This is a genomic window from Desulfoprunum sp. (genome assembly GCF_053613775.1).
On the sequence record NZ_JBSHXH010000004.1, the window covers coordinates 522,663 to 542,109 of the forward strand.

The following is a 19,447-nucleotide window of genomic DNA, read 5'->3' on the forward strand; positions in this document are numbered from 1 at the left end:
AAGCGGCAATCGGCACAGGCAACATAGCGCTTCCGCAACCCAGCTCGATTCCTGGGCCCCCGCTAAAAAGGGAAGGCCATCCGGGCGCTCAGGGTGCTGCGGTCAAGGCCCATTATTTCCGAGGCACTGTTGCTGCCGCTTACTTTCCATCTGGTCTGCACCAACACCTGAAAAATATGGTCACGTTCAACCGCTTCCATGGCTATAACCATACCTTGTGGAGGCATTATGGCTAAAATTCAGTCCTGGGAAGTATCCGATATTTTTTGGCAGAAAGTGGCACCACTGGTCCCTCAACCGGAACGTGATTCGAGTAAGGAATATATTCGTAAAGTTGGCGGAGACAGAAAGCCTATTCCACCACGACAAATCTTCGAGGCAATATTGTACGTCCTGAGAACTGGTTGCCAATGGAAAGCATTGCCGAAAGAGCGATTTGGCAGCCCCAGTGCCATTCATACCCATTTTATGCGTTGGATGAGAGCAGGGTTTTTCGTTGCCCTTTGGCGCGCCGGACTTGCCGAGTATGATGAGATGGAGGGCATTGCCTGGAGTTGGCAAAGCATCGATGGCGCTATGACAAAAGCTCCTCTCGCACAGGAAGCTGTTGGCCGGAATCCAACCGATAGGGGAAAAAAAGGAAGCAAAAGACATCTGCTGGTGGACGGCCGTGGGGTCCCGTTATCGCTCGTCGTGACCTGAGCAAATCGACATGATGTCGACCCGGTTGGAACTTGTACTGGATGAGATCATTATAGAGCGCCCCGAAGACATTGATCAGCATCTCTGCGCCGACCGAGGCTATGATTATCCATCAGCACGGCAGTGCCATAATTCCAAAAGGATACACTCCTCCTCACGTGAAAAGGCGAGGGGAAGAGATTCAGCAGGACAAAGACAACCCCGGTTGGAAAGCAAGGAGATGGTGGTAGATGTGAGTCTTAAAATCCTATTTTATTTACGGATATGTTCTTAGTCACACGCTACCGGCTGGCAGGGGCCGAGGCCGGCACCTGGGGGCAACCCTGGTCGACCTGGTGGATCACCGCCTGAGTCCGACGGCCGACCCGTCGTCGTCGAGTACATAGCGGCGCTGCCGGCCGATAAATGGGCAGATGAAGGCGAGCGAACAGGCGACCAGCTGCAGGCCGATGCCGTCGTTGCCGGCGCCATAGCGGCGGTCGCCCACCAGCGGGTGGCCGAGCAGGCTCAGATGGCGGCGGATCTGGTGATACCTGCCGGTCTCGAGGCGGATGTCGACCCGGCTCGTCTCCCGATCTTCATGGATATCCCGCACCGTCACCAGGGTCCTGGCCGTCTTGCCGTCGAGCGGGGCGTCGCAGGTCACCACCTCCCCGACAGGACCGAGGATGCCGTGGATCTCGGCCCGGTATCGCTTGTCGATCGCCCGCGTCTGAAACATGCGCGACAGTGCGGCGGCCGCCTGTCGACCATGGGCCAGCAGCACCAAGCCACGCGCCTCGCGGTCGAGGCGGTGGACGAGACGGGCCGCTCCCCCGATCTCCTTGAGTTTTTCCGCATGGCGGAGCAGGGAACAGTGGTCGCCGTAGCGGCTGCCCTGGCTCAGGAGGCCGGCCGGCTTGTACCAGACGCTGTAGTGCCGTTCGCGGGCCAGCTGGATTGGTTGTTCCGGAATGAGGGCGAGAATCGCCGGATCGTAGTACAGGGCGAGGTGGTCACCGGCCAGCAGGGCGAAACCGGCCTTGCGGATCCGCCGTTCCTTGCTGCCGGGGCGCTTCAACCAGACCGCCCCCTTGGTCATCGCCTCCTTGACGGCGGTCTTCGACAGCCCGGTCGCCGCCGACAACAGATCAGGGGCGGTGCCGGTCGTGTCAGCGACTGACAGCCGCGCTATAATCGGCGCTTGGTCATTTGCCAAAGCTGCAGGCGGGGTAATGACAGGTCGGACAATTGCGGCACAGGCCGCCGTGGCCGAGGGCGGCCAGCTCCCGGCGCCCGACCGGTTCACCGGTCAAGATCCGCGGCAGCACGAGGTCGAGGACGGTGATCTTGTGGAACATGCCGCAGGCGGGGATGCCGAGGACCGGCACCTCGCCGATCCGGCCGGTGAAGAACATCGCTCCCGGCAGCACCGGGCTGCCGTAGGCGGTGTCGGCGGCCCCGGCGGCCATGATGCCGGCCCGGGTGACATCGTCGGGATCGACCGACATGCCGCCACTGGTGACGATGAGATCGGCACCGCCGGCCAGCGCCCGGTTGATCGCCGCGGTGATGGCGGCCGGATCGTCGGGGGTGAACTCCACCGACTGGACGGTTGACCCAAGCTTGCCCAGTTTCCGGCGCAGCACTTCCTCGAAGCGATCCTTGATCCGGCCGTAGTAGATCTCGCTGCCGGTGATCACCAGGCCGCAGCATGCCTGCCGCAGCGGCAGGACCTGGAGCACATGGCCGTTGCGGCCGGCGATCGCCGCCGCCTGATCGACGAGCGCGCGCAGACCGACGAGCGGAATGAGGCGGGTGCCGGCAATGATCTCCCCCTCCTTGACCGGGGTGTTGTCATGCAGGGTCGCACACATGACCTCGCCGAGGAGGTTGAATTGGAACAGCGTTTCAATATTCACCCGCAGCAGCCCGTCGCGGGCGGCGGCGAGGGTGATCTTGCCCTCGTCGGGGCCGGCATTCAACCGCACCCCCTGGCCGGCCAGGGCCTGGGCGAGGATGGCGGCCGCCTCGTTCTCATGGATTTCGTCGGCCGCAAGCGACAGGATATAGATATGGTCCTTGCCCAACCGCTTGAGATGGGAGATGTCCTCAGCGCGGATGATATGGCCTTTCTTGAAGGCACATTTTTTATGGCTGTCCCGGACTATTTCAGTGATGTCATGGGGCAGGACCATGCCGACGGAATCCTCGACGGGGACGGTTTTCATCATAGCAGAGCCTATCTGACCTGGTTTGCTCAGAGACAGCCGTCGGCCAGGCCGGCGGGCAGGATATTCTTGACATCGTAGATGACGGCGTTGTCGCAGCAGAGCCGGCGGAAATCCGCCGCCTGCATGGTCGCGAACTGCCGATGGGCGACGGCGATGACGATGCCGGCATAGCCATGCTCCGGCAGCGTGTCGATCAGCCGGATCCCATATTCTTTCAGGGCCTCCGCGGCATTGACCCACGGGTCATGGACATCGACCCGGATGCCGTACTCCCGCAGTTCGCCGATGATGTCGGTGACCCTGGTGTTGCGCAGGTCCGGGCAATTCTCCTTGAAGGTCAGCCCCAGCACGAGAACCCTGGCCTTGGAGGTGTCAATCCCCTTGCGCGACATCAACTTGATCATCGCCGCCGCGATATGGTGCCCCATGTTGTCGTTGACCCGTCTGCCGGCGAGGATCATATCCGGGTGGAACCCGACTTCCTGGGCCTTGTGGGTGAGGTAGTAGGGATCGACGCCGATGCAGTGGCCGCCGACCAATCCCGGCTGGAACGGCAGGAAGTTCCATTTCGTCCCGGCCGCCTCCAGTACCTCGCGGGTATTGATGCCGAGACGGTCGAAGATGAGGGCGAGTTCGTTGACCAGGGCGATATTGACGTCGCGCTGGGTATTTTCGATGACCTTGGCCGCCTCGGCCACCTTGATCGAACTGGCCGGGAAGGTGCCGGCGGTGACAATCGTCCCGTACAGCCGGTCGACGAAATCGGCGATCGCCGGTGTCGAGCCGGAGGTAATCTTGACGATATTGGGGAGCCGGTGTTTTTTGTCCCCGGGGTTGATCCGCTCCGGACTGTAGCCGCAATAAAAATCGGTGTTGAAGACCAGGCCGGAGACTTGTTCCAGCACCGGTACGCAGACTTCCTCGGTCGCCCCTGGATAGACGGTGGATTCATACACGACGACATCACCCTTTTTCAGCACCGAGCCGACCGTCTTCGAGGCGCCGATCAGCGGTTGGAGGTTGGGGCGCTTCGAGGCATCGATCGGGGTCGGCACCGCGACGATAAAGACATTGCAGTCGGCGATCGCCGCCGGATCGGTGGTGTAACGGAGATTCAGGCAGGAGCGAAGCTCATCCTCGCCGACCTCGAGGGTCGAGTCCCGTCCCCCCGCCAGTTCGGCGATGCGGGCGGCATTGAGATCAAAACCGATTGTGCTGAAAAATTTTCCAAATTCAACGGCCAGCGGCAGCCCGACATAACCGAGGCCGATGATCGCAATCCGTGTCTGTTCAGGTGAAAGCATGATATTTTCCGGTAAATGACAGCGATAACGATAAAAATCCGGCGGAATCCCGATATGATATTGAACTATCTAGCCGACAATGCAGGAAATGTCAAACCCCTCGTGTCTGCTCAGGCCAGATGAGGGTGTGAAGCTGGAGCTGCAGCCGTACCGGCAGGCGGTCCGCGAGGACGGCTGCGGCCAACTCCGCCGGCGATATCCGGCCGCGGACCGGGGAAAAGAGGACGGGGGCATGGGCCGTCAGGTCATGCTCAAGCACGAAATCCCTTGCGAACCGATAGTCGCGGAGACTGCTGATCACAAACTTCACCTCGCTGCCATTCGGTCTCCGGGCGGCCCGGCGGCGAATCGCGGTCAGATTGTCCGGCAGCCAGGAAGCGGCCATGCCGCTGTCCGGACACTTGACATCGAGGATGACGCGAACATCGGCGGGGAGATCGGCGATCGGCTGGGACCCGTTGGTCTCGAGGAGAACGGTGCGGTGTCGGCCCACCAGCCTGTCCAGCAGCAGCAGGCTGCCGGGCTGCAGCAATGGTTCGCCGCCGGTCAGTTCGACCAGGGTACCCGGGTAGCCATCGACAAAGTCGAGGAGGCTGTCGACGGAGACCTCGCGCCCGGTCTCCTCGTAGCTGTAGGCGGCGTCACAGTAGCTGCAGCGCAGGTTGCAGCCGGCGAGCCGGATGAACACGCAGGGCAGCCCGGCGAAGGTCGATTCCCCCTGGATCGAATAAAACAGCTCCGACACCAGGAGCCGATCCTCACGGACCATAGTAGGTCAGACCCGAGGTATCGGTTTCATGGACGGTCACGCTGCAGAGCGAATACCGGTCATGGGTGAGAGGCCCCTTGAGCTCGCTGAACAGAAATCTGGCGATATTCTCGGACGAGGGGTTGACGTCCTTGAAGATCGCCATGTTGTTAAGATCCCGGTGATCGAGCTTGTCGATCGCCACTTTAACGATATTTTTCAATAATTTGAAGTCGATGCCCATGCCGAGTTCATCGAGTTCGGTGGCGCGGACCGCAACCTCGACCTTCCAGTTATGGCCGTGCGGATTTTCGCATTCTCCGGGATAATCGCGAAGGTGATGGGCTCCGGCAAAATGGGTCTTGACGAATATGTCGAACATGAGCAACTCCTCGGGATTCGATAGAGATTGAGAGAGGGGATGGTGACGGATAAAATGTTATGGACAGATGTGTGATTGCGCTTTACTTCATGGATTGGACGCGGCACACTGACTGCTTTTCAGGCGTCGTCGCATTGCTGCGTGGTCCGGTAGGAAGAGCCGTATTTCATTCGCCTCAGTGTAGCAGGAAAGGAGTAAAAGAGCATGGCTTTTATTGCACCGTTGAGAGGGGTCCGCTTCGATACCGACAAGGCCGGGAGGCTGGATGACATCGTCACTCCGCCTTATGATGTGATCAGAGAACAATCGGCGGAGGCGTTTCTGGCGAAGAATCCCTACAGCATGGTTCGCCTCGATATCACCAAAGCTCCCGGTTCCGGTGCTGTCGACCGGGAAAGGTATGTGGCGGCGGCCAACCTCTTCAACACTTGGCGAAGGGAGGGCATCCTGATCCGGGATGAGGAGGACGCCCTGTACCTCTATGAAACCAGGTACACCCTGCATTCCGGCAAAAAAATGGTGCGTCGGGGGCTGCTGTGCCTGGTCGGCCTGGCCGAATTCTCGGAGGGGGTGGTCAAGCCTCACGAACATACCTTCGACACGGTCGTTGCCGATCGGCTGCAGCTGCTTCAGCACTGCAAGGCCCAGTTCAGCCAGATCTTCTCGCTCTACTCCGACCCCGACAATGCGGTGATCGCCCTGCTCGAGGGCGCCCGATCGGAGCCCGCCGGATCGGTTACCGATGCCGACGGCTGCGTCCACTCCATCCGCCGGGTCACCGATCCCACGGTCATCCGCCAGGTCCAGCTGTTTTTCAGGGATCAATCGCTGTATATCGCCGACGGCCATCACCGTTATACCACCGCCCTCGGATATCGGCGCTACCTGCGCGAACAGCAGGGGGAACTGCCGGTCACCCACCCGGCCAACCATATCATGATGTATCTCTGTCCGATGGAGGATCCGGGGCTTTCGGTGCTGCCGACCCACCGGCTGCTGTACTGGCCCGGCGGGCTGGATGTGGCCGAATTGACCAGGCGGCTGCAGCCGGGATTCGAACTGGAAGAAATTCATGCCGGCAGCCGGGAGAGTCTGATCGAGGAGGCCCTGTCGCGGATGGATGAAATCGAGCAGCGGACCCAGGAAAAGACCTCGACGAGCTTCGGTGTCTATCATCCCGGGGAGGATCGCTGTTTCGTGATGACGATGAAAGCGGGAGTGAATGACCGGTTCGAGATCGCCGCGCCGTGTCTCAAGGATCTCGATGTCGTCGTTTTGTCGGAACTTATTGTTAAGAAGTATTTTGGACTTGACCACCAGCGATGCGAAAGTGAGGACCTCATCCACTTTTACAGTGATCCGGATGAGGCCCTCGACGCTGCCGTCAAGGACAGTGCCGAGCATGATGACATCACGCCGCTGCTGTTCCTGATGAATCCGACCCGGGTCGAACAGGTGAGGAAGGTGGCCGACGCCAACCACGTCATGCCCCATAAGTCCACCTATTTTTATCCGAAAATAATGACAGGACTGCTTTTTTTACCAGCTTGTCGACAACGAGATGATCAAGCGTCTTGAGTGAGCAGAAACGCCGGGAGGCAACCGCCGCCGTCAGCCGTGACAGCCTCTTCGACGGCCGGCTGTCGTGTCTCCAGCACCGCCGGGGGTACCGGTTCTCGGTCGATGCCGTCCTCGTCGCCCATTTCCTCCCCCCGACGCGGGGAGCGGTCGTCCTCGATCTCGGCACCGGTTGCGGCATTATCAGCCTCATCATGATGTATCGCTGGGGCGGGCGGATCAAGGAGTTGACGGCCCTCGAAATCCAGCCGGGCCTGGCCGCACTTGCCCGGCTCAACTTTCAGGCCAACGCCTTCCAGGATACATGCCGCGTCGTCGAGGGTGATCTGCGGCAGATCGGAACCATCCTGGCGCCGGAATCCTTCTCCCGGGTGGTCTGCAACCCACCCTTTTACCGCCACGGGTCGGGAAGGCAAAGCCTCGACCAGGAGGCCCTCGCCGCCCGGCACCAGATCCTGTGCGGGCTCGACGAGATCGTCGCCGCCGCCGCCTTCGCCCTCAAGACCGGCGGCAGCCTGGCGATGATCTATCCGGCCGATGGCCTGGCCGAACTGACCATCGCCCTGGCCGCCGGCGAGCTCGAGATCAAACGGCTGCAATGCGTCTACAGTTATCCCGATCCGGCGGAGCCGGCGCGGATGGTTCTGGTGCAGGCGGTCAAAAGGGCCGGCAGGGGCGGGCGGATCCTGCCGCCGTGGTACATCTATGAGCGGCGACACGGCGGGTACAGCGACCAGATGCACCGACTGTACCTGGCCGGCGACGACGACCTGAGGCCGAATCCCGGGCAGGCGCAGGGGGAAGAATAGCGATGCTCTCCTCGATCAAGAGCTGCACGGTGATCGGCATCGATGGCATGCTGGTCGAGGTGGAGGTCGATGTGGTCTTCGGCCTGCCGATATTCTCGACCGTCGGCCTGCCCGATGGGGCGGTCCGGGAGAGCCGGGAGCGGGTCCGGGCGGCGATCAAGAATTGCGGATACGAATTTCCCCAGAAAAAGATCACCGTCAACCTCGCCCCGGCCGATATCAAAAAAGAGGGCACCGGCTTCGATCTGCCGATCGCCATCGGTATTCTCGCCGCTGCCGGGCTGTTCAATCGTTGCGAGCTGTCGTCGTTCTGCGTGGTCGGGGAGTTGTCGCTGGATGGCCGGATCCGCCGGGTCAACGGGGTGCTGCCGATGGCCCTCGCCGCCGCCGCGGCCGGGATCAAGGCGATCATCATCCCCGAAGACAATGCCGCCGAGGCCGCGATCGCCGCCACCGCGATCAGGGTGTTTCCCGCCACCCATCTGCCCCAGGTCGTCGAATTCCTGCTGGGGATGACCGAGATCGCCCCCCTCGAGCCCTTCCGTCTCAATGACCTGCGCCAGGCCCGGCAATCCGAGGTCGATTTCTCCGATGTCCGAGGCCAGGCCCATGTCAAGCGGGCGCTGGAAATCGCCGCCTGCGGCGGCCATAACATTTTGATGAAGGGGCCGCCGGGATCGGGCAAGACCATGCTGGCGCGGCGTCTGGCCACGATCCTGCCGGAGATGAGTTTCGCCGAGATCATCGAGACGACCAAGATCTACAGCATTTCCGGCCAGCACCATGGCGTCCAGGTTCTCCGGCCGTTCCGCGCCCCGCACCACACCATCTCCGATGCCGGCCTGATCGGCGGCGGCAACACCCCGCGGCCGGGCGAGGTGTCGATGGCCCACAACGGCGTCCTCTTTCTCGATGAACTCCCTGAATTCAAAAAGCATGTGCTCGAGGTTCTGCGTCAGCCGCTCGAAGACGAGACCGTGACCATCGCCCGGGCCAACATGACCCTCACCTTCCCGGCCCGATTCGTGCTCGTGGTGGCAATGAATCCCTGCCCCTGCGGCTTTCTCGGGGACTCGCGCAACCGCTGCAATTGCAATCCGGCCCAGATCCAACGCTACGAGAGCAGGATTTCCGGGCCGCTCCTCGACCGGATCGACATGCATCTCGAGGTCCCGGTCGTCCCGATCGAGGAGATGCGCGGAACCCATACCGGCGAACCATCGGCTGTGATCAAGGAGCGGGTCGACCGGGCCAGGGAGATCCAGAAAACGCGCTTTACAGGCAACAACCGGATCTATTTCAACAGCCAGATGGGGCCGAAGGAGATCGAACGGCATTGCCTCCTCGATCCCCCCGGTCTGGCGCTGCTGGAAAAAGGGGTAGAGAAACTCGGCCTCTCGGCCCGGGCCTATCACCGCATTCTCAAGATAGCCAGGACGATAGCGGATATGGAAGGGGCGGAGCGGATCTTGAGCGCCAACATCGCCGAGGCGATCCAATATCGGCGTTTCGACAGAAAATCGTCAGGGTCCTGATCTTCGGCCTGTCCAGGATCGTGGAATCGAGACCGATCGCCAGGCTGCCGATCCCCCCCCTTAAGGCGGGGGGAATTTCTTGCCGCCCTCAGTCGTTCATGATAAACATCGATGTTTGCCACCTGCAATTCCGTCAGGTGTTTTTCCCGAGGATATTCGTATGAAGATGAAATATTTCGCCGGCATCGCCGGCTGCCTGCTGCTTGTCGCTCTCTGGTATGTCTGGGGAGACGGGCTCCTGAGGAAACCGACCGACCCGGCGGCGCTCGTTCCCGACAACGCCCTGCTGTATCTCGAACAGCAGAAAATCGGCGGGCTGATCGATGGTATCAAGGCCTCGCAGTTCGGCAAGGCGGTGGCCGCGATGGATATCAAGAAGATTGCGGCCGGCCTGGAACTCGATGACGATCAGACCCTGAAGATCGAGCAGGGTGCCGAGACCGTCGCAGCGCTCGGTAACGATCCGGTCATCAGGGAGTTGTGCGGCAAATCCCTGTCTCTGGCCGTTCTTCCCGGCGAGAGCGAGGTCGTTGTCGACCACGAGAAGCACCTTCTCCCGGTGCAACTGCTGTTGATCGCCCGTCCCGAACATAAGGCCGAACTGCTGGAATTGATGTCCCAGGCCTTTACCGGGGAGGTCAAAGAGGACGTGATTCCCTATGGAAAATCGGAAATCGTCCAATTCACCGTTGATGGGACAACATTTTTCGCGGCGGTGACCGACGGTCTGTTCGTCTTCGCCCTGAACCGGAAGACCGTCGAGGCCACTCTCGATCTCCAGGGTAATTCACAGGGGGCGCTGGTGGCGCTGGCGGCGTTTGCCGAACTGAAACAGCAATTACCGGCTGTGGAATTTCTGGCCTTTTCCGCTCCGGAAAACCTCGCTGCCGCAATGGCGGCGACAGTGCAGGGGGAGGAGCGGACAGACGACAAACTCGCCGGATTGCGCTACAGCATCTATGGGATCTGGAAAGAGGGTACGGGATTCAAGGACCGGACGGTAACCCTGATCGACCGGAAGCGGCTTGATCCGCTGCTCGCCAGGATCCTGGCGACCCCGCCTCAGGACAATGATACCCTCGCCTTCGTCTCTCCGGAGGTTCAGATCTACACCTGGTCGAACGCCCTGGCCCTCGATGCCATCTGGGAGAGTATCAAGAAGGAAGGAGGTGCGGATGGGCCTTCAACCGAGTCATTCGCTCGCAGATTCAGAGAGGTGACCGGAAGCGAGATCGAGCAGGTCCTCGCCCTGTTCGAACCGGGAGTGAGTCTGCTGGTCCAGAAAGGCAACGCCAATGGTCTCATCCCGATGCCGCAGATCACGCTCATGTTGAAGGTGAAGGACTGGGCGCCGGTGGAGAAGGTCATCGAACAGGGTGCGGCCGGTCTCGGTATCCGGATGGAGGAAGTGCAGTACAAAAACACGATGTACAGGTCGTACAACCCGGGCCTGCCGGGCAATATCGAGGCCGTGTACGGTTATCACGGCCAATATCTCGTGGTCGGCAACAAGAGGCAACTGCTGGAAAAAATCATTGATGCCGCCGAGGATGGCAAAGAATTCAAGCAGAGCGAGGAATATGCCGCTCTCGGTCTGGACCTGGAGCATGGCAATAATTCTGTCGGTTTGATCAGGGTGGCGGATATCGCCAATGGGGCCATCAAACTGATGGCATGGACCGGAGCGATACTGGCGCTCCAGGACCGGAATCAGGCGCTGCGGTCACAGGTGGTGTTCGATGAGGTGATCAAACCTCTGCTCCACGGTATGACCACGATCGCATCGGTTGCCACCAGATCCTCCTTCGCCGACGACAGGATCACGGTGGAATCGACGATTCAAATCAGACCGGACCAGCCTTTATCAGCAGGGCGGTGAAATCATGGAACAACTCGTCAGCGAACTGAAAAAACTGGTGGATTTCAAGGACACGACCGATATCGGCGATATCATCCTGATCGCCGCTCACGATCCGCAGTTCCTCGTTTTTGCCCTGGTGACGGATATCGAGAGGGACCCGGGCCGCAGGGACGAATGGTGGCACCTGCACTTTTCGGTGCTCTCGATCCCGATCCAGAAAATGACCTGGACCCTGCGGACGCCGCAGATGTGCGGCATGGAGATCTTCACCATGGACGGCAAGGAACGCTTCGTCAAGGCCGTCAACATGGGGGGATCGCAGCTCAAACCGGTCGAATCCGGATCGGTCCCGCGGCCCGGAGGTCTGAAGCGGATAAAATAGGGCTAGTTTTCGCCGGGCGGGATGAAATGAATGGCAAGAGATTCCAGCGAGGTCCGCATCTGCCGGTAGGTGATGTTCGGTGATTTGTCGAGCATGATCTTGGCCGCCCTGACCTGATCGGTGTCCCGGTACTTGTCGGAGAGGTAGATGATCTCCGATATCCCCGACTGGATGATCACCTTCGTGCATTCATTGCAGGGAAAAAGGCCGACATAGATCCGGCAGCGGCGCAGGTCGGTGGTGATCGCGTTCAGCACCGCATTCAACTCGGCGTGGCAGACATAAGGGTACTTGGTGTCGAGATAGGCCCCCTCACGCTCCCAGGGCAGCTCATCATCCGAGCATCCCCAGGGAAAACCGTTGTAGCCGACCCCGACGATCTTGTTCTGGTCGTTGGCAACACAGGCCCCGACCTGGGTGTTGGGGTCCTTGCTGCGCTGGGCCGAGAGCAGGGCCACAGCCATGAAATATTCATCCCAGGAAAGATAGTTCAGCCGTTTCATCAGTCTCGATTATTGTCGTTGTCCTGGAATTTCCTGCGCCGCTGTCTCCAGGTGTTGAGGCCGCAGATCTCGTCGATGAACTTCCTGATGCATTGAAAATACCGGACGCCGGCCATGGCGATCAGCGAATTGTGATCGGCGCCGGGGATGAGCAGAAACTGCTTGTTTCTCGCCCCGCTCTGCATCTGCAGTTTCTCCGCCTGATAGGGCGGAATCAGTTGATCCCGCGCCCCGTGCAGGATCAGTGTCGGCAGCTTGATACCGGCAATCTTGCCGCCATTGTTGAAACAATCCTGCTCCCTGATGTCGACGCCGTCAAGGCCGATACCCAGCGCTTCGGCGAGGGGGAGGGTGTCGGCGAAACCGCTTTCGAGGATCATGCCCTTGTAGTGTTGGCCATGGTGCAGGGCTATTTCGATGGCGCTGGCCGAGCCGAGCGAGCGCCCCATGACGATGAGCGGCCCGCCGAACTTGTTCTCCGCCAGCCAGCCGGTGACAAAGCTGCTGATGGTGAGAGCATCGCTGAACATCGCGGTCACGGTCGGGGTCCCATCGCTCCAGCCATAGCCCCGGTAGGTGGCAATGAACAGGTTGAGCCCCTGACGGCGGTAGTCGTCGGCTATCTCGTCATAATCACTTACCACCTCGCCGTTGCCGTGAAAATAGAGAATGGTCGGACTGTCCGGGGCAGCCGCATACAGCCGGCAACCGAGCCGGACCCCTTCGGTCACCGTGATGAACACATCCTCGGCGTTATCCGGCAGGGGTGATCTGTCTGCCGGAACCGGGAAAAAAATATGAGCGAGGTATTCGGGACGGTCGAGGATGCAGTGTTCTGTCATAATGATAGATGCCGTGCTGATTATTGTTGATGGGGATCAGAACAGGCAGTGTAATTGATGCGTGAGGAAAAAGCCAGCACCGGGAGACGAACCGTTCTGCATGTCCCAGCGCCGGGAAAGGATTCAGACGGGGCGCGGGGGGAAGTTGCGCCGGACCTGGCCGGCGAGCGGAGGACATGGCAGGAAAAAAAAAGGTTGCGGACAAACGCCCGCAACCTTCAAATAAATGGGGTGGACAATGGGACTCGAACCCACGGCCTCCTGGGCCACAACCAGGTGCTCTAACCAGCTGAGCTATGTCCACCACCTGTATCGCCTTGAAAAAACGCCCTCCTTATACCCACTCGGCTCCGGTTTTGCAAGCGCAAAGTTACTTCACGGTCTCACCGCAGTGCATGCACTTCACCGCCTGGGCCTTGATGATTTCGAAGCAGGACGGGCATTCCTTCCGGTAGTTGGCCTTGAGGATACTTCTTATCGCGAGATTGCACTCATTCTCGAAGGCGATGTCCCGGAACGCATGGTTGCGGATCGGATCGATGCATTCGAGATCGTTGAGCTGGACCATGAATTCCAGGGCCCGGGAGCGATTGACCCGATCCGCCGCCTCGTCGAGCAGCAGGGTCATGACCGGCTCCAGATTGTTATCTGCCACGCAGGTGTCAAGCGCCTTGACCGCATCTTTTTCCTTCTGGTAGCGGGTATTCTGACTTTGCAGTTCCTGCGGATTGATGACTGCGGCCTTGAACGCGTCGGCATTGCCGACCATCATGACATTGCTTTCCCTGCTGCCCGGCAGTTCCATATAGCGATAGGAGGCATGATGGCCGTACTGGTTTTCAATCTGCGCCCAGCCATTGAGGAACAGCGGGCACATATCGTTGAGGCAGATGAAAAGGATCTCCGACCCCCAGCCGAGTCCGTCGCCGACATGGACCGGTGGCGATTCGCAACAGGACATCCGCTCAGAACAGTGCGGACACGTATGTTCCTCTTGGATGAATTTCTCTACTTGTGGATGCATATATTCACAGCTCCTTACTGCACATAATTGCCTCTGGCGGACGGCCAGGGGATGACGTTTTTGCCGCGCTCACAATACACCTGATGGCAAAGAAGGTAAAGATGTACCGTCTCCCAAAGCCTCAACTGTCCCAATCTCCCTTGTTCGCCGAGAGGGAGAGCACCTCGTCGACCGCCTTGGCCTGCTTCATCCAACTCTGGAGAAAGGCCGACGGCATGAAATTGCGGTTTGCCTCCATTATCCGGCACAGTTCATTGATATTACCTGATTCAGCGAGGTCGATCAGGTGGAGAAGATTCTCGGCGAAGCTGCGGACGATCTTGCGACCGTCGCCGGAGGTCGCCATGATCTCGGCATAGGTCCTGGGGTTCTGGATATGGACCCTGGCCATCGCCAGGATGCCGTAGAGGGAGGTCAGGGTGGTATGGCTGCTGATGTCGAGGCAGTCGATCTGGTGGCGGGCAAGCGTCATCGCCAGCGCCACCGAGATGGTGGTCGGCAGTTTCTGGCCCATCCCCGTCAGCAGGTCGTGCCTGGACGGGCTGTCGTGGAAGATATCGGCCCCGTGCTTATAGAGAAAGGCCTCGAATTCGCTGCAGAAGGCCCCGCTTCTGGCGGTCCGTACCACGGAGGCGTTCTTGTCCTTCATCGTCAGGGCCTGGGGGCCCCAGAGATTGTGGACCAGCATCAGTTCGACGCCCGGACTGGTGGCGGCAAAGGCGGTGTTGATGGTGTTCTCCGATTCTCCGGCAAGCAGGATCAGGGCCTGGCCGTCACGCAGATGCCGGCCGTACTGCCTGATCGTATCGACGGTGACCGAGATCGGGACGCAGATCACCACCACATCGACCATCTCGATCATCGCTTCGGGGCGAAGGGCGGAGGTCCTCCCGGTCAGGTAGGTCGTGTAACCCTCGTTTTCGAGCCGACTGGCGAACCACCGGCTCATCGCGCCGGAACCGATGAAGCCGAAGGCCTTGATCTGCTTGACCCGCATGTCGACCCGGGGGAAGGAGCCGAGCAGCTTGATCGCATTGCTTTCCTGGATGACGCTCTTTTCCAGCCGGGTCAGGGCCTCGCGCAGCACGGTGTCATCGATGTGTCCCTCGGCCTCGATATAGATCCGCAGTTTCTGGGTCTTGATATCGTTTTCGGTCTGCAGATCAAGGATATTGATCCCCCGTCGGGTGAATTCGCCGAGGATGTCGGCGAGCATGCCGACCCGGTCACGCAGCGGTCGGGTGATGATCGCCGTCGCATCGTACCCGGATGACTTGGCCAGATCCTTGCCCAGCACGGCGAAGCGGGTGCGGTTGTGGGGCACGACCTCCCTGGCGATCAGCGGGATGCCGTGCTTCTTCAGCAGCGTTTCGGATTCGATGACCGCATGGGTGGTCCGGTCGCTGGTCCGGATATCGGTCAGAGCGGCCTCGATATCCTGCACCGCCATCATGGTGGCCAGGGGAAAATGCCGGTCGAGGTATTCGTCGCACTGCCGCAGCACCGAACTCCTGCCGACGATGATCTTTATCGTCGACGGATCGAGGCCGCCGCCGGCGACCGCCCCCAGCGACAGATGGATCGGCAGGACGACGTTGTCGATCCAGTACCCCTGTTCCAGTTGGGAAACGAGTCTGAATGTCTCCTTGATCTCTCCCTCGCGGGTGTTGTAGACCGGGACCAGGGCCTGGTCGGCGGCGCCGCCGAGGAAGGCGTCGAGGATATCGGCGATCCGGTTGAACAGAAGGAGGCGGGCATCGGGGGCATACTGGCGTGCGGCCTGGCAGCTGTCGGAGCCGGCCGGTCCCTGGGTGGCGATACTGATCATTGATTTCTGCGGCTGTTCTGGGAAAAACCCGGTACTATCTCGCTGTCGACTGGATGTCTGTGATCGATCCCGCCGGCGGCAGGGCAGCAATCGCATATGCCGGCGCCAACAGGACGACAAGAGATTAAATTATACACTTTTTTGTGTGAAAGCAAGAAATTAAAACGGAGATCATGACTGCATCCCATGATCCTGCCGCAGGGACGGGCGATATCGTTGAATATCTCGCCGCCCTGGAAGGCTCGAGGAAATTCGGCCCGCAGGTGGTATGTCACCGGGTCTTTCCCGCCACGAGGCAAAATCCGGCAGCCGCCGATCCCGCCCTGTGCCCGGCGGTGCTCGACCTCCTGCGTACCAGGGGTATAGATCGTCTCTACGCCCACCAGGCCGAGGCGATCGGCCACCTCCTGGCCGGCAGCCATGTCGTGGTCGCCACGCCCACCGCCTCCGGCAAGAGCATGATCTTCAACCTTCCGGTCCTCGACGGCATCTGCACCGGTACCGGCGGCCACGCCCTCTATCTCTATCCGCTCAAGGCCCTGGCCCAGGACCAGTTGCGGGTGGTCGGCGAGTTGGCAAAACAGCTGCGAGGCGGACCGACCGAAGGTCCCGTAGACGTTGCCGCCATCTACGATGGCGACAGTACCAGCCATCAGCGGCGACGGATCAGGGACCACCTGCCGCCGATCCTGATGACCAATCCCGATATGCTGCACCTGTCGATCCTGCCGTACCACGGCAACTGGTCGGCCCTGTTCAAAGGACTGAGGTATGTCGTGATCGACGAGATCCATACCTACCGCGGGGTGTTCGGGTCGCACATGGCCTGGGTTATCCGGCGGTTGAAGCGGATCGCCGAACATTACGGCGCTCATCCCCAGTTCGTTCTGCTCTCCGCCACCATCGGCAATGCCGGTGCATTCGCCCGGCAACTGATCGACGCCGAGGTCGAGGTCGTCTCCGTCTCCGGGGCGCCCCAGGCCGAAAAACACTTTCTCTTCCTCAATCCCTGGGACAGCGCGGCGACGGTCGCCAGTCAGCTCCTGGAGGCGGCGATCAAACGGGGGCTGCGGACCATCGTCTACACCAAATCGCGGCGGATGACCGAACTGATTCATCTCTGGACCGCGCCCCGTCTCGGGCCGCTGCAGGGCAAGCTCAGCTCCTACCGGGCCGGGTTCCTGCCGGAAGAGCGGCGGGAGATCGAGCAGCGGCTCAACCGCGGCAGCCTGCTCGGGGTGGTCTCGACCTCGGCCCTCGAACTGGGCATCGATATCGGCGATCTCGATCTCTGCATCCTCGTCGGCTACCCCGGCTCGATCATGGCCTCGTGGCAGCGCGGCGGCCGGGTCGGCCGGCAGCAGCGGACCTCGGCGATCATCATGATCGCCCAGGAAGATGCCCTCGATCAGCACTTCATGCGCCAGCCCGAGGATTTTTTCAGCCGGGCGCCGGAGTCGGCGGTGGTCAATCCGCTCAACGAATCGATCCTCCACCGCCATCTCCATTGCGCCGCCGCAGAACTGCCGCTGGCCGCGGCGGAACCGCTGCTGCAGATCCCGGACGTCAGCGCTGCGGTCGATGCCCTGGCCGGCTCCGCGACCCTGCTGCAGGACGCCGACGGGAGATACTGGCATGCCAGCCGCAAGTATCCGCAACGGCATGTCAATCTGCGGGGCGGCGGGCTGCAGCTGGCCCTGATCGACTGCGACAGCGGCGAGATCTTCGGCGAGGTCGACAGCGGCAGGGCGCTCAAGGAGTGCCACCCCGGGGCGGTCTATATCCACCGGGCAAACTCCTGGCTGGTCGAGGGTCTCGACCTGGTGGGCCGGGAGGTGAAGTGCCGGCGTCAGACCCCGCCCTACTATACCCGTCCCATCTCCGGCAAGGAGACCGAGATTCTCCAGGTCCTGGAACAGAAGACCACCTTCGGTTGCCGGGTGTCGTTCGGCCGGCTCAAGGTCACCGAAAAGGTTACCGGTTACCAGCGGCTGAATAACGCCACCCGGCGGGTCATCGCCACCATGCCCCTGGAGCTGCCGGAGCAGATCATCGAGACCGAAGGGTTGTGGCTGGAGATAACCGAAGATATCCAGCATCGGCTGGAGGCGGCACAGCTGCACTTCATGGGTGCCATCCACGCCCTCGAACACGCGATGATCTCGCTCTTCCCCCTGCTGGTCCTGTGCGACCGCAACGATATCGGCGGGATCTCCTGTCCCCGCCATCCCCAGACCCCGTGGGCGGCGGTCTTCATCTATGACGGCCATGACGGCGGGATCGGCCTGGCGGCGGAGGCCTTTCGCAACATCGATGAACTGCTGCTCCAGACCGAGCGGACGATCAGGCTCTGCCCCTGCGATAACGGCTGTCCGTCCTGCGTTCATTCCCCGAAATGCGGCTCCGGCAACCGCCCGATCGACAAACAGGCCTGTCTCGCCCTCCTCGAGGTGATCCTCGCCGGCAACCATCGCCAGGCAGCTGCCGAGAGCACGATCCAATCCGGAGAAACAGCAGGGGAGAGGGCCTCGCTCATGGGGCGCCGGGCCGAGAGCGGCCGGCAGACCGGAGAGCGGCCGGGGATCGGGGCGCTGCCGCGCCATTACGGGGTGTTCGATCTGGAGACGATCCGGTCGGCGGCGGAGGTGGGCGGGTGGAACAGGTGCGAACGGATGGGGATCTCGGTGGCGGTGGTCTGGGATTCACTGCTCGGCGAGTGCGTCACCTATCTCGAACAGGAGATTGACGGCCTGATCGAGCATCTGTCGGCTCTCGATCTGGTGGTCGGCTTCAACTCGCGCCGGTTCGACTACTGCGTCCTGGGCGGCTACAGCAGGCAGGATTTCAGCCGCCTGCCGACCCTCGACCTGCTGGAGGAGGTGACCAACCACCTGGGCTATCGCCTCAGTCTCGACCGGCTGGCCGAACATACCCTGGGGGAAAAGAAGAGCGCCGACGGCCTGCAGGCGCTCAAGTGGTACCAGGAAGGCAGGATCGATCTGATCGCCCGGTACTGCCGGAAAGATGTCGAGATTACCCGGGATCTGCTGCATTTCGCCCTGGAGAAGGGCTATCTGCTCTTCCAGAACAAGGCGGCGAAGACCGTCAGACTGCCGCTTGCTCTGGAAAAGATTATCGGTGCGGTGTGCGCCAAGGACGATCAGGGCCAGATCAGGGGCTGAAAGATCCAGCCGACCGTGCCGCCGCTGTGTTTGACCTTGACCCATTTGTCCTGCGCCGACAGTTTGATCAGCACCACCCCCCGTTCGACATCGGCGACCACCGGGGCCGTGGCGTTCGGTTCGGTCCGCATGTTGGCGCTTTTCTTGGCGTTGACGATGACCGTATCGCCTTTTTTCACCAGTGACGAATGGATATAGCCGGAATCGTTCTCATAATCGGTCACCTTCAGCCAATCGCCCTCCTTGCCCTGCACCAGCAGCGGATAGCCCTGGAACAACTCCATCAACACCGGGGCATCGGTATTCGGTGCCGTCCTGACGTTGACCCCATCTTTGACAACGCTGACGTATTCGGCGGCCATGGCCGGTCCTGCAAGCATGGTGCAGAGAGAGCCGGCAACAAGAACTCGTTGTGTGATGTTCTTCAGGTTCTGTAAAAAAGTCATAGCAATGTTCTGTGGTTGAATTGATAAACGGGAGCAGCGTCCCCTTTGACCACGACGGTTTCGAGTATCATCTATAGCACTATTACCGGTTGAAGTCAAAGGCTTCAC

At 60.7% G+C, this 19,447-nt stretch carries 16 protein-coding genes, 1 tRNA gene and 2 pseudogenes; 7 read left to right on the top strand and 12 right to left on the bottom strand.

From position 1 onward, the window contains the following. Nucleotides 1-62 precede the first annotated feature (62 nt). Nucleotides 63-200: pseudogene (locus ACWGKN_RS06420) on the bottom strand (hypothetical protein); the annotation flags it as partial. A 28-nt stretch (nt 201-228) separates the two neighbouring features. Here ACWGKN_RS06420 and ACWGKN_RS06425 point away from each other — a divergent pair. Then, nucleotides 229-926, top strand: a pseudogene (locus ACWGKN_RS06425) (IS5 family transposase); the annotation flags it as partial. Between the two features lie 116 nt (nt 927-1,042). Here the strand turns inward: ACWGKN_RS06425 and ACWGKN_RS06430 are convergent. From ACWGKN_RS06430 to queD, 5 genes are all read right to left on the bottom strand, one after another. Further along, nucleotides 1,043-1,900: an RluA family pseudouridine synthase gene (locus ACWGKN_RS06430; protein WP_452094896.1), complete on the bottom strand. Its 858-nt coding sequence runs from the start codon at nt 1,898-1,900 to the stop codon at nt 1,043-1,045. After that, a complete protein-coding gene (locus ACWGKN_RS06435) occupies nt 1,890-2,915 on the bottom strand; it encodes a molybdopterin-binding protein (RefSeq protein WP_424253472.1) in 1,026 nt (341 codons plus the stop codon). Before ACWGKN_RS06435 ends, ACWGKN_RS06430 begins: the two co-directional genes overlap by 11 nt. 26 nt (nt 2,916-2,941) lie before the next feature. Continuing rightward, the gene (gene tviB / locus ACWGKN_RS06440; RefSeq protein ID WP_424253470.1) at nt 2,942-4,219 is read right to left on the bottom strand and encodes a Vi polysaccharide biosynthesis UDP-N-acetylglucosamine C-6 dehydrogenase TviB; all 1,278 of its coding nucleotides are present in this window, start codon (nt 4,217-4,219) and stop codon (nt 2,942-2,944) included. Between the two features lie 91 nt (nt 4,220-4,310). Then, a complete protein-coding gene (locus tag ACWGKN_RS06445) occupies nt 4,311-4,964 on the bottom strand; it encodes a 7-carboxy-7-deazaguanine synthase QueE (protein WP_424253468.1) in 654 nt (217 codons plus the stop codon). Nucleotides 4,965-4,977: 13 nt separating this feature from the next. Continuing rightward, nucleotides 4,978-5,349, bottom strand: coding sequence for a 6-carboxytetrahydropterin synthase QueD (gene queD, locus ACWGKN_RS06450; RefSeq protein ID WP_035227677.1), 372 nt, complete (start codon nt 5,347-5,349; stop codon nt 4,978-4,980). Nucleotides 5,350-5,553: 204 nt separating this feature from the next. On the opposite strand from queD, the gene ACWGKN_RS06455 reads away from it, so the two are divergent. The 5 genes from ACWGKN_RS06455 (at nt 5,554) to ACWGKN_RS06475 (ending at nt 11,514) form a co-directional block, all read left to right on the top strand. Then, complete coding sequence (locus tag ACWGKN_RS06455) at nt 5,554-6,927, top strand: DUF1015 domain-containing protein (protein WP_452094897.1); 1,374 nt, start codon at nt 5,554-5,556, stop codon at nt 6,925-6,927. Further along, nucleotides 6,924-7,736 carry a tRNA1(Val) (adenine(37)-N6)-methyltransferase gene (locus tag ACWGKN_RS06460; protein ID WP_452094898.1) on the top strand — a complete coding sequence of 271 codons (813 nt, stop codon included), beginning with the start codon at nt 6,924-6,926 and terminating at the stop codon, nt 7,734-7,736. The genes ACWGKN_RS06455 and ACWGKN_RS06460 overlap by 4 nt, the downstream gene beginning before the upstream one ends. Before the next feature lie 2 nt (nt 7,737-7,738). Further along, complete coding sequence (locus ACWGKN_RS06465) at nt 7,739-9,271, top strand: YifB family Mg chelatase-like AAA ATPase (RefSeq protein ID WP_452094899.1); 1,533 nt, start codon at nt 7,739-7,741, stop codon at nt 9,269-9,271. A 160-nt stretch (nt 9,272-9,431) separates the two neighbouring features. Next, a complete protein-coding gene (locus ACWGKN_RS06470) occupies nt 9,432-11,150 on the top strand; it encodes a hypothetical protein (protein WP_452094900.1) in 1,719 nt (572 codons plus the stop codon). Between the two features lie 4 nt (nt 11,151-11,154). Next, nucleotides 11,155-11,514 carry a hypothetical protein gene (locus ACWGKN_RS06475; RefSeq protein WP_035227671.1) on the top strand — a complete coding sequence of 120 codons (360 nt, stop codon included), beginning with the start codon at nt 11,155-11,157 and terminating at the stop codon, nt 11,512-11,514. 2 nt (nt 11,515-11,516) lie between these two features. Here ACWGKN_RS06475 and ACWGKN_RS06480 read toward each other — a convergent pair whose 3' ends face one another. The 5 genes from ACWGKN_RS06480 to ACWGKN_RS06500 all read right to left on the bottom strand — a co-directional run bounded on the left by ACWGKN_RS06480 (nt 11,517) and on the right by ACWGKN_RS06500 (nt 15,711). Next, nucleotides 11,517-12,017: a deoxycytidylate deaminase gene (locus ACWGKN_RS06480; RefSeq protein ID WP_035227669.1), complete on the bottom strand. Its 501-nt coding sequence runs from the start codon at nt 12,015-12,017 to the stop codon at nt 11,517-11,519. Next, nucleotides 12,017-12,859, bottom strand: a complete 843-nt coding sequence (locus ACWGKN_RS06485; protein ID WP_452094901.1) for an alpha/beta hydrolase — start codon at nt 12,857-12,859, stop codon at nt 12,017-12,019. The genes ACWGKN_RS06480 and ACWGKN_RS06485 overlap by 1 nt, the downstream gene beginning before the upstream one ends. 227 nt (nt 12,860-13,086) lie before the next feature. Continuing rightward, nucleotides 13,087-13,163 (bottom strand) — tRNA-His (locus tag ACWGKN_RS06490). A 66-nt stretch (nt 13,164-13,229) separates the two neighbouring features. Further along, nucleotides 13,230-13,883 carry a hypothetical protein gene (locus ACWGKN_RS06495; RefSeq protein WP_035227664.1) on the bottom strand — a complete coding sequence of 218 codons (654 nt, stop codon included), beginning with the start codon at nt 13,881-13,883 and terminating at the stop codon, nt 13,230-13,232. Between the two features lie 121 nt (nt 13,884-14,004). Beyond that, nucleotides 14,005-15,711, bottom strand: a complete 1,707-nt coding sequence (locus ACWGKN_RS06500; protein ID WP_035227662.1) for a prephenate dehydratase domain-containing protein — start codon at nt 15,709-15,711, stop codon at nt 14,005-14,007. Between the two features lie 173 nt (nt 15,712-15,884). Between ACWGKN_RS06500 and ACWGKN_RS06505 the strand changes: the two genes are divergently transcribed. Continuing rightward, entirely contained in the window at nt 15,885-18,893 is a 3,009-nt protein-coding gene (locus ACWGKN_RS06505; RefSeq protein ID WP_452094902.1) for a DEAD/DEAH box helicase, read from the top strand. On the opposite strand, the gene ACWGKN_RS06510 is transcribed toward ACWGKN_RS06505, so the two are convergent. Next, nucleotides 18,872-19,339, bottom strand: coding sequence for an SH3 domain-containing protein (locus ACWGKN_RS06510; RefSeq protein ID WP_052159752.1), 468 nt, complete (start codon nt 19,337-19,339; stop codon nt 18,872-18,874). The genes ACWGKN_RS06505 and ACWGKN_RS06510 overlap by 22 nt on opposite strands. Between the last annotated feature and the right edge of the window lie 108 nt (nt 19,340-19,447).

Excerpts from the sequence above, each read along its gene's own strand:
- ACWGKN_RS06435 (WP_424253472.1), bottom strand. The coding sequence starts at position 2,915 with ATGATGAAAACCGTCCCCGTCGAGGATTCCGTCGGCATGGTCCTGCCC.
- tviB (WP_424253470.1), bottom strand. The coding sequence starts at position 4,219 with ATGCTTTCACCTGAACAGACACGGATTGCGATCATCGGCCTCGGTTAT.
- queD (WP_035227677.1), bottom strand. The coding sequence starts at position 5,349 with ATGTTCGACATATTCGTCAAGACCCATTTTGCCGGAGCCCATCACCTT.
- ACWGKN_RS06455 (WP_452094897.1), top strand. The coding sequence starts at position 5,554 with ATGGCTTTTATTGCACCGTTGAGAGGGGTCCGCTTCGATACCGACAAG.
- ACWGKN_RS06465 (WP_452094899.1), top strand. The coding sequence starts at position 7,739 with ATGCTCTCCTCGATCAAGAGCTGCACGGTGATCGGCATCGATGGCATG.
- ACWGKN_RS06470 (WP_452094900.1), top strand. The coding sequence starts at position 9,432 with ATGAAGATGAAATATTTCGCCGGCATCGCCGGCTGCCTGCTGCTTGTC.
- ACWGKN_RS06475 (WP_035227671.1), top strand. The coding sequence starts at position 11,155 with ATGGAACAACTCGTCAGCGAACTGAAAAAACTGGTGGATTTCAAGGAC.
- ACWGKN_RS06480 (WP_035227669.1), bottom strand. The coding sequence starts at position 12,017 with ATGAAACGGCTGAACTATCTTTCCTGGGATGAATATTTCATGGCTGTG.
- ACWGKN_RS06485 (WP_452094901.1), bottom strand. The coding sequence starts at position 12,859 with ATGACAGAACACTGCATCCTCGACCGTCCCGAATACCTCGCTCATATT.
- ACWGKN_RS06495 (WP_035227664.1), bottom strand. The coding sequence starts at position 13,883 with ATGCATCCACAAGTAGAGAAATTCATCCAAGAGGAACATACGTGTCCG.
- ACWGKN_RS06500 (WP_035227662.1), bottom strand. The coding sequence starts at position 15,711 with ATGATCAGTATCGCCACCCAGGGACCGGCCGGCTCCGACAGCTGCCAG.
- ACWGKN_RS06505 (WP_452094902.1), top strand. The coding sequence starts at position 15,885 with ATGACTGCATCCCATGATCCTGCCGCAGGGACGGGCGATATCGTTGAA.
- ACWGKN_RS06510 (WP_052159752.1), bottom strand. The coding sequence starts at position 19,339 with ATGACTTTTTTACAGAACCTGAAGAACATCACACAACGAGTTCTTGTT.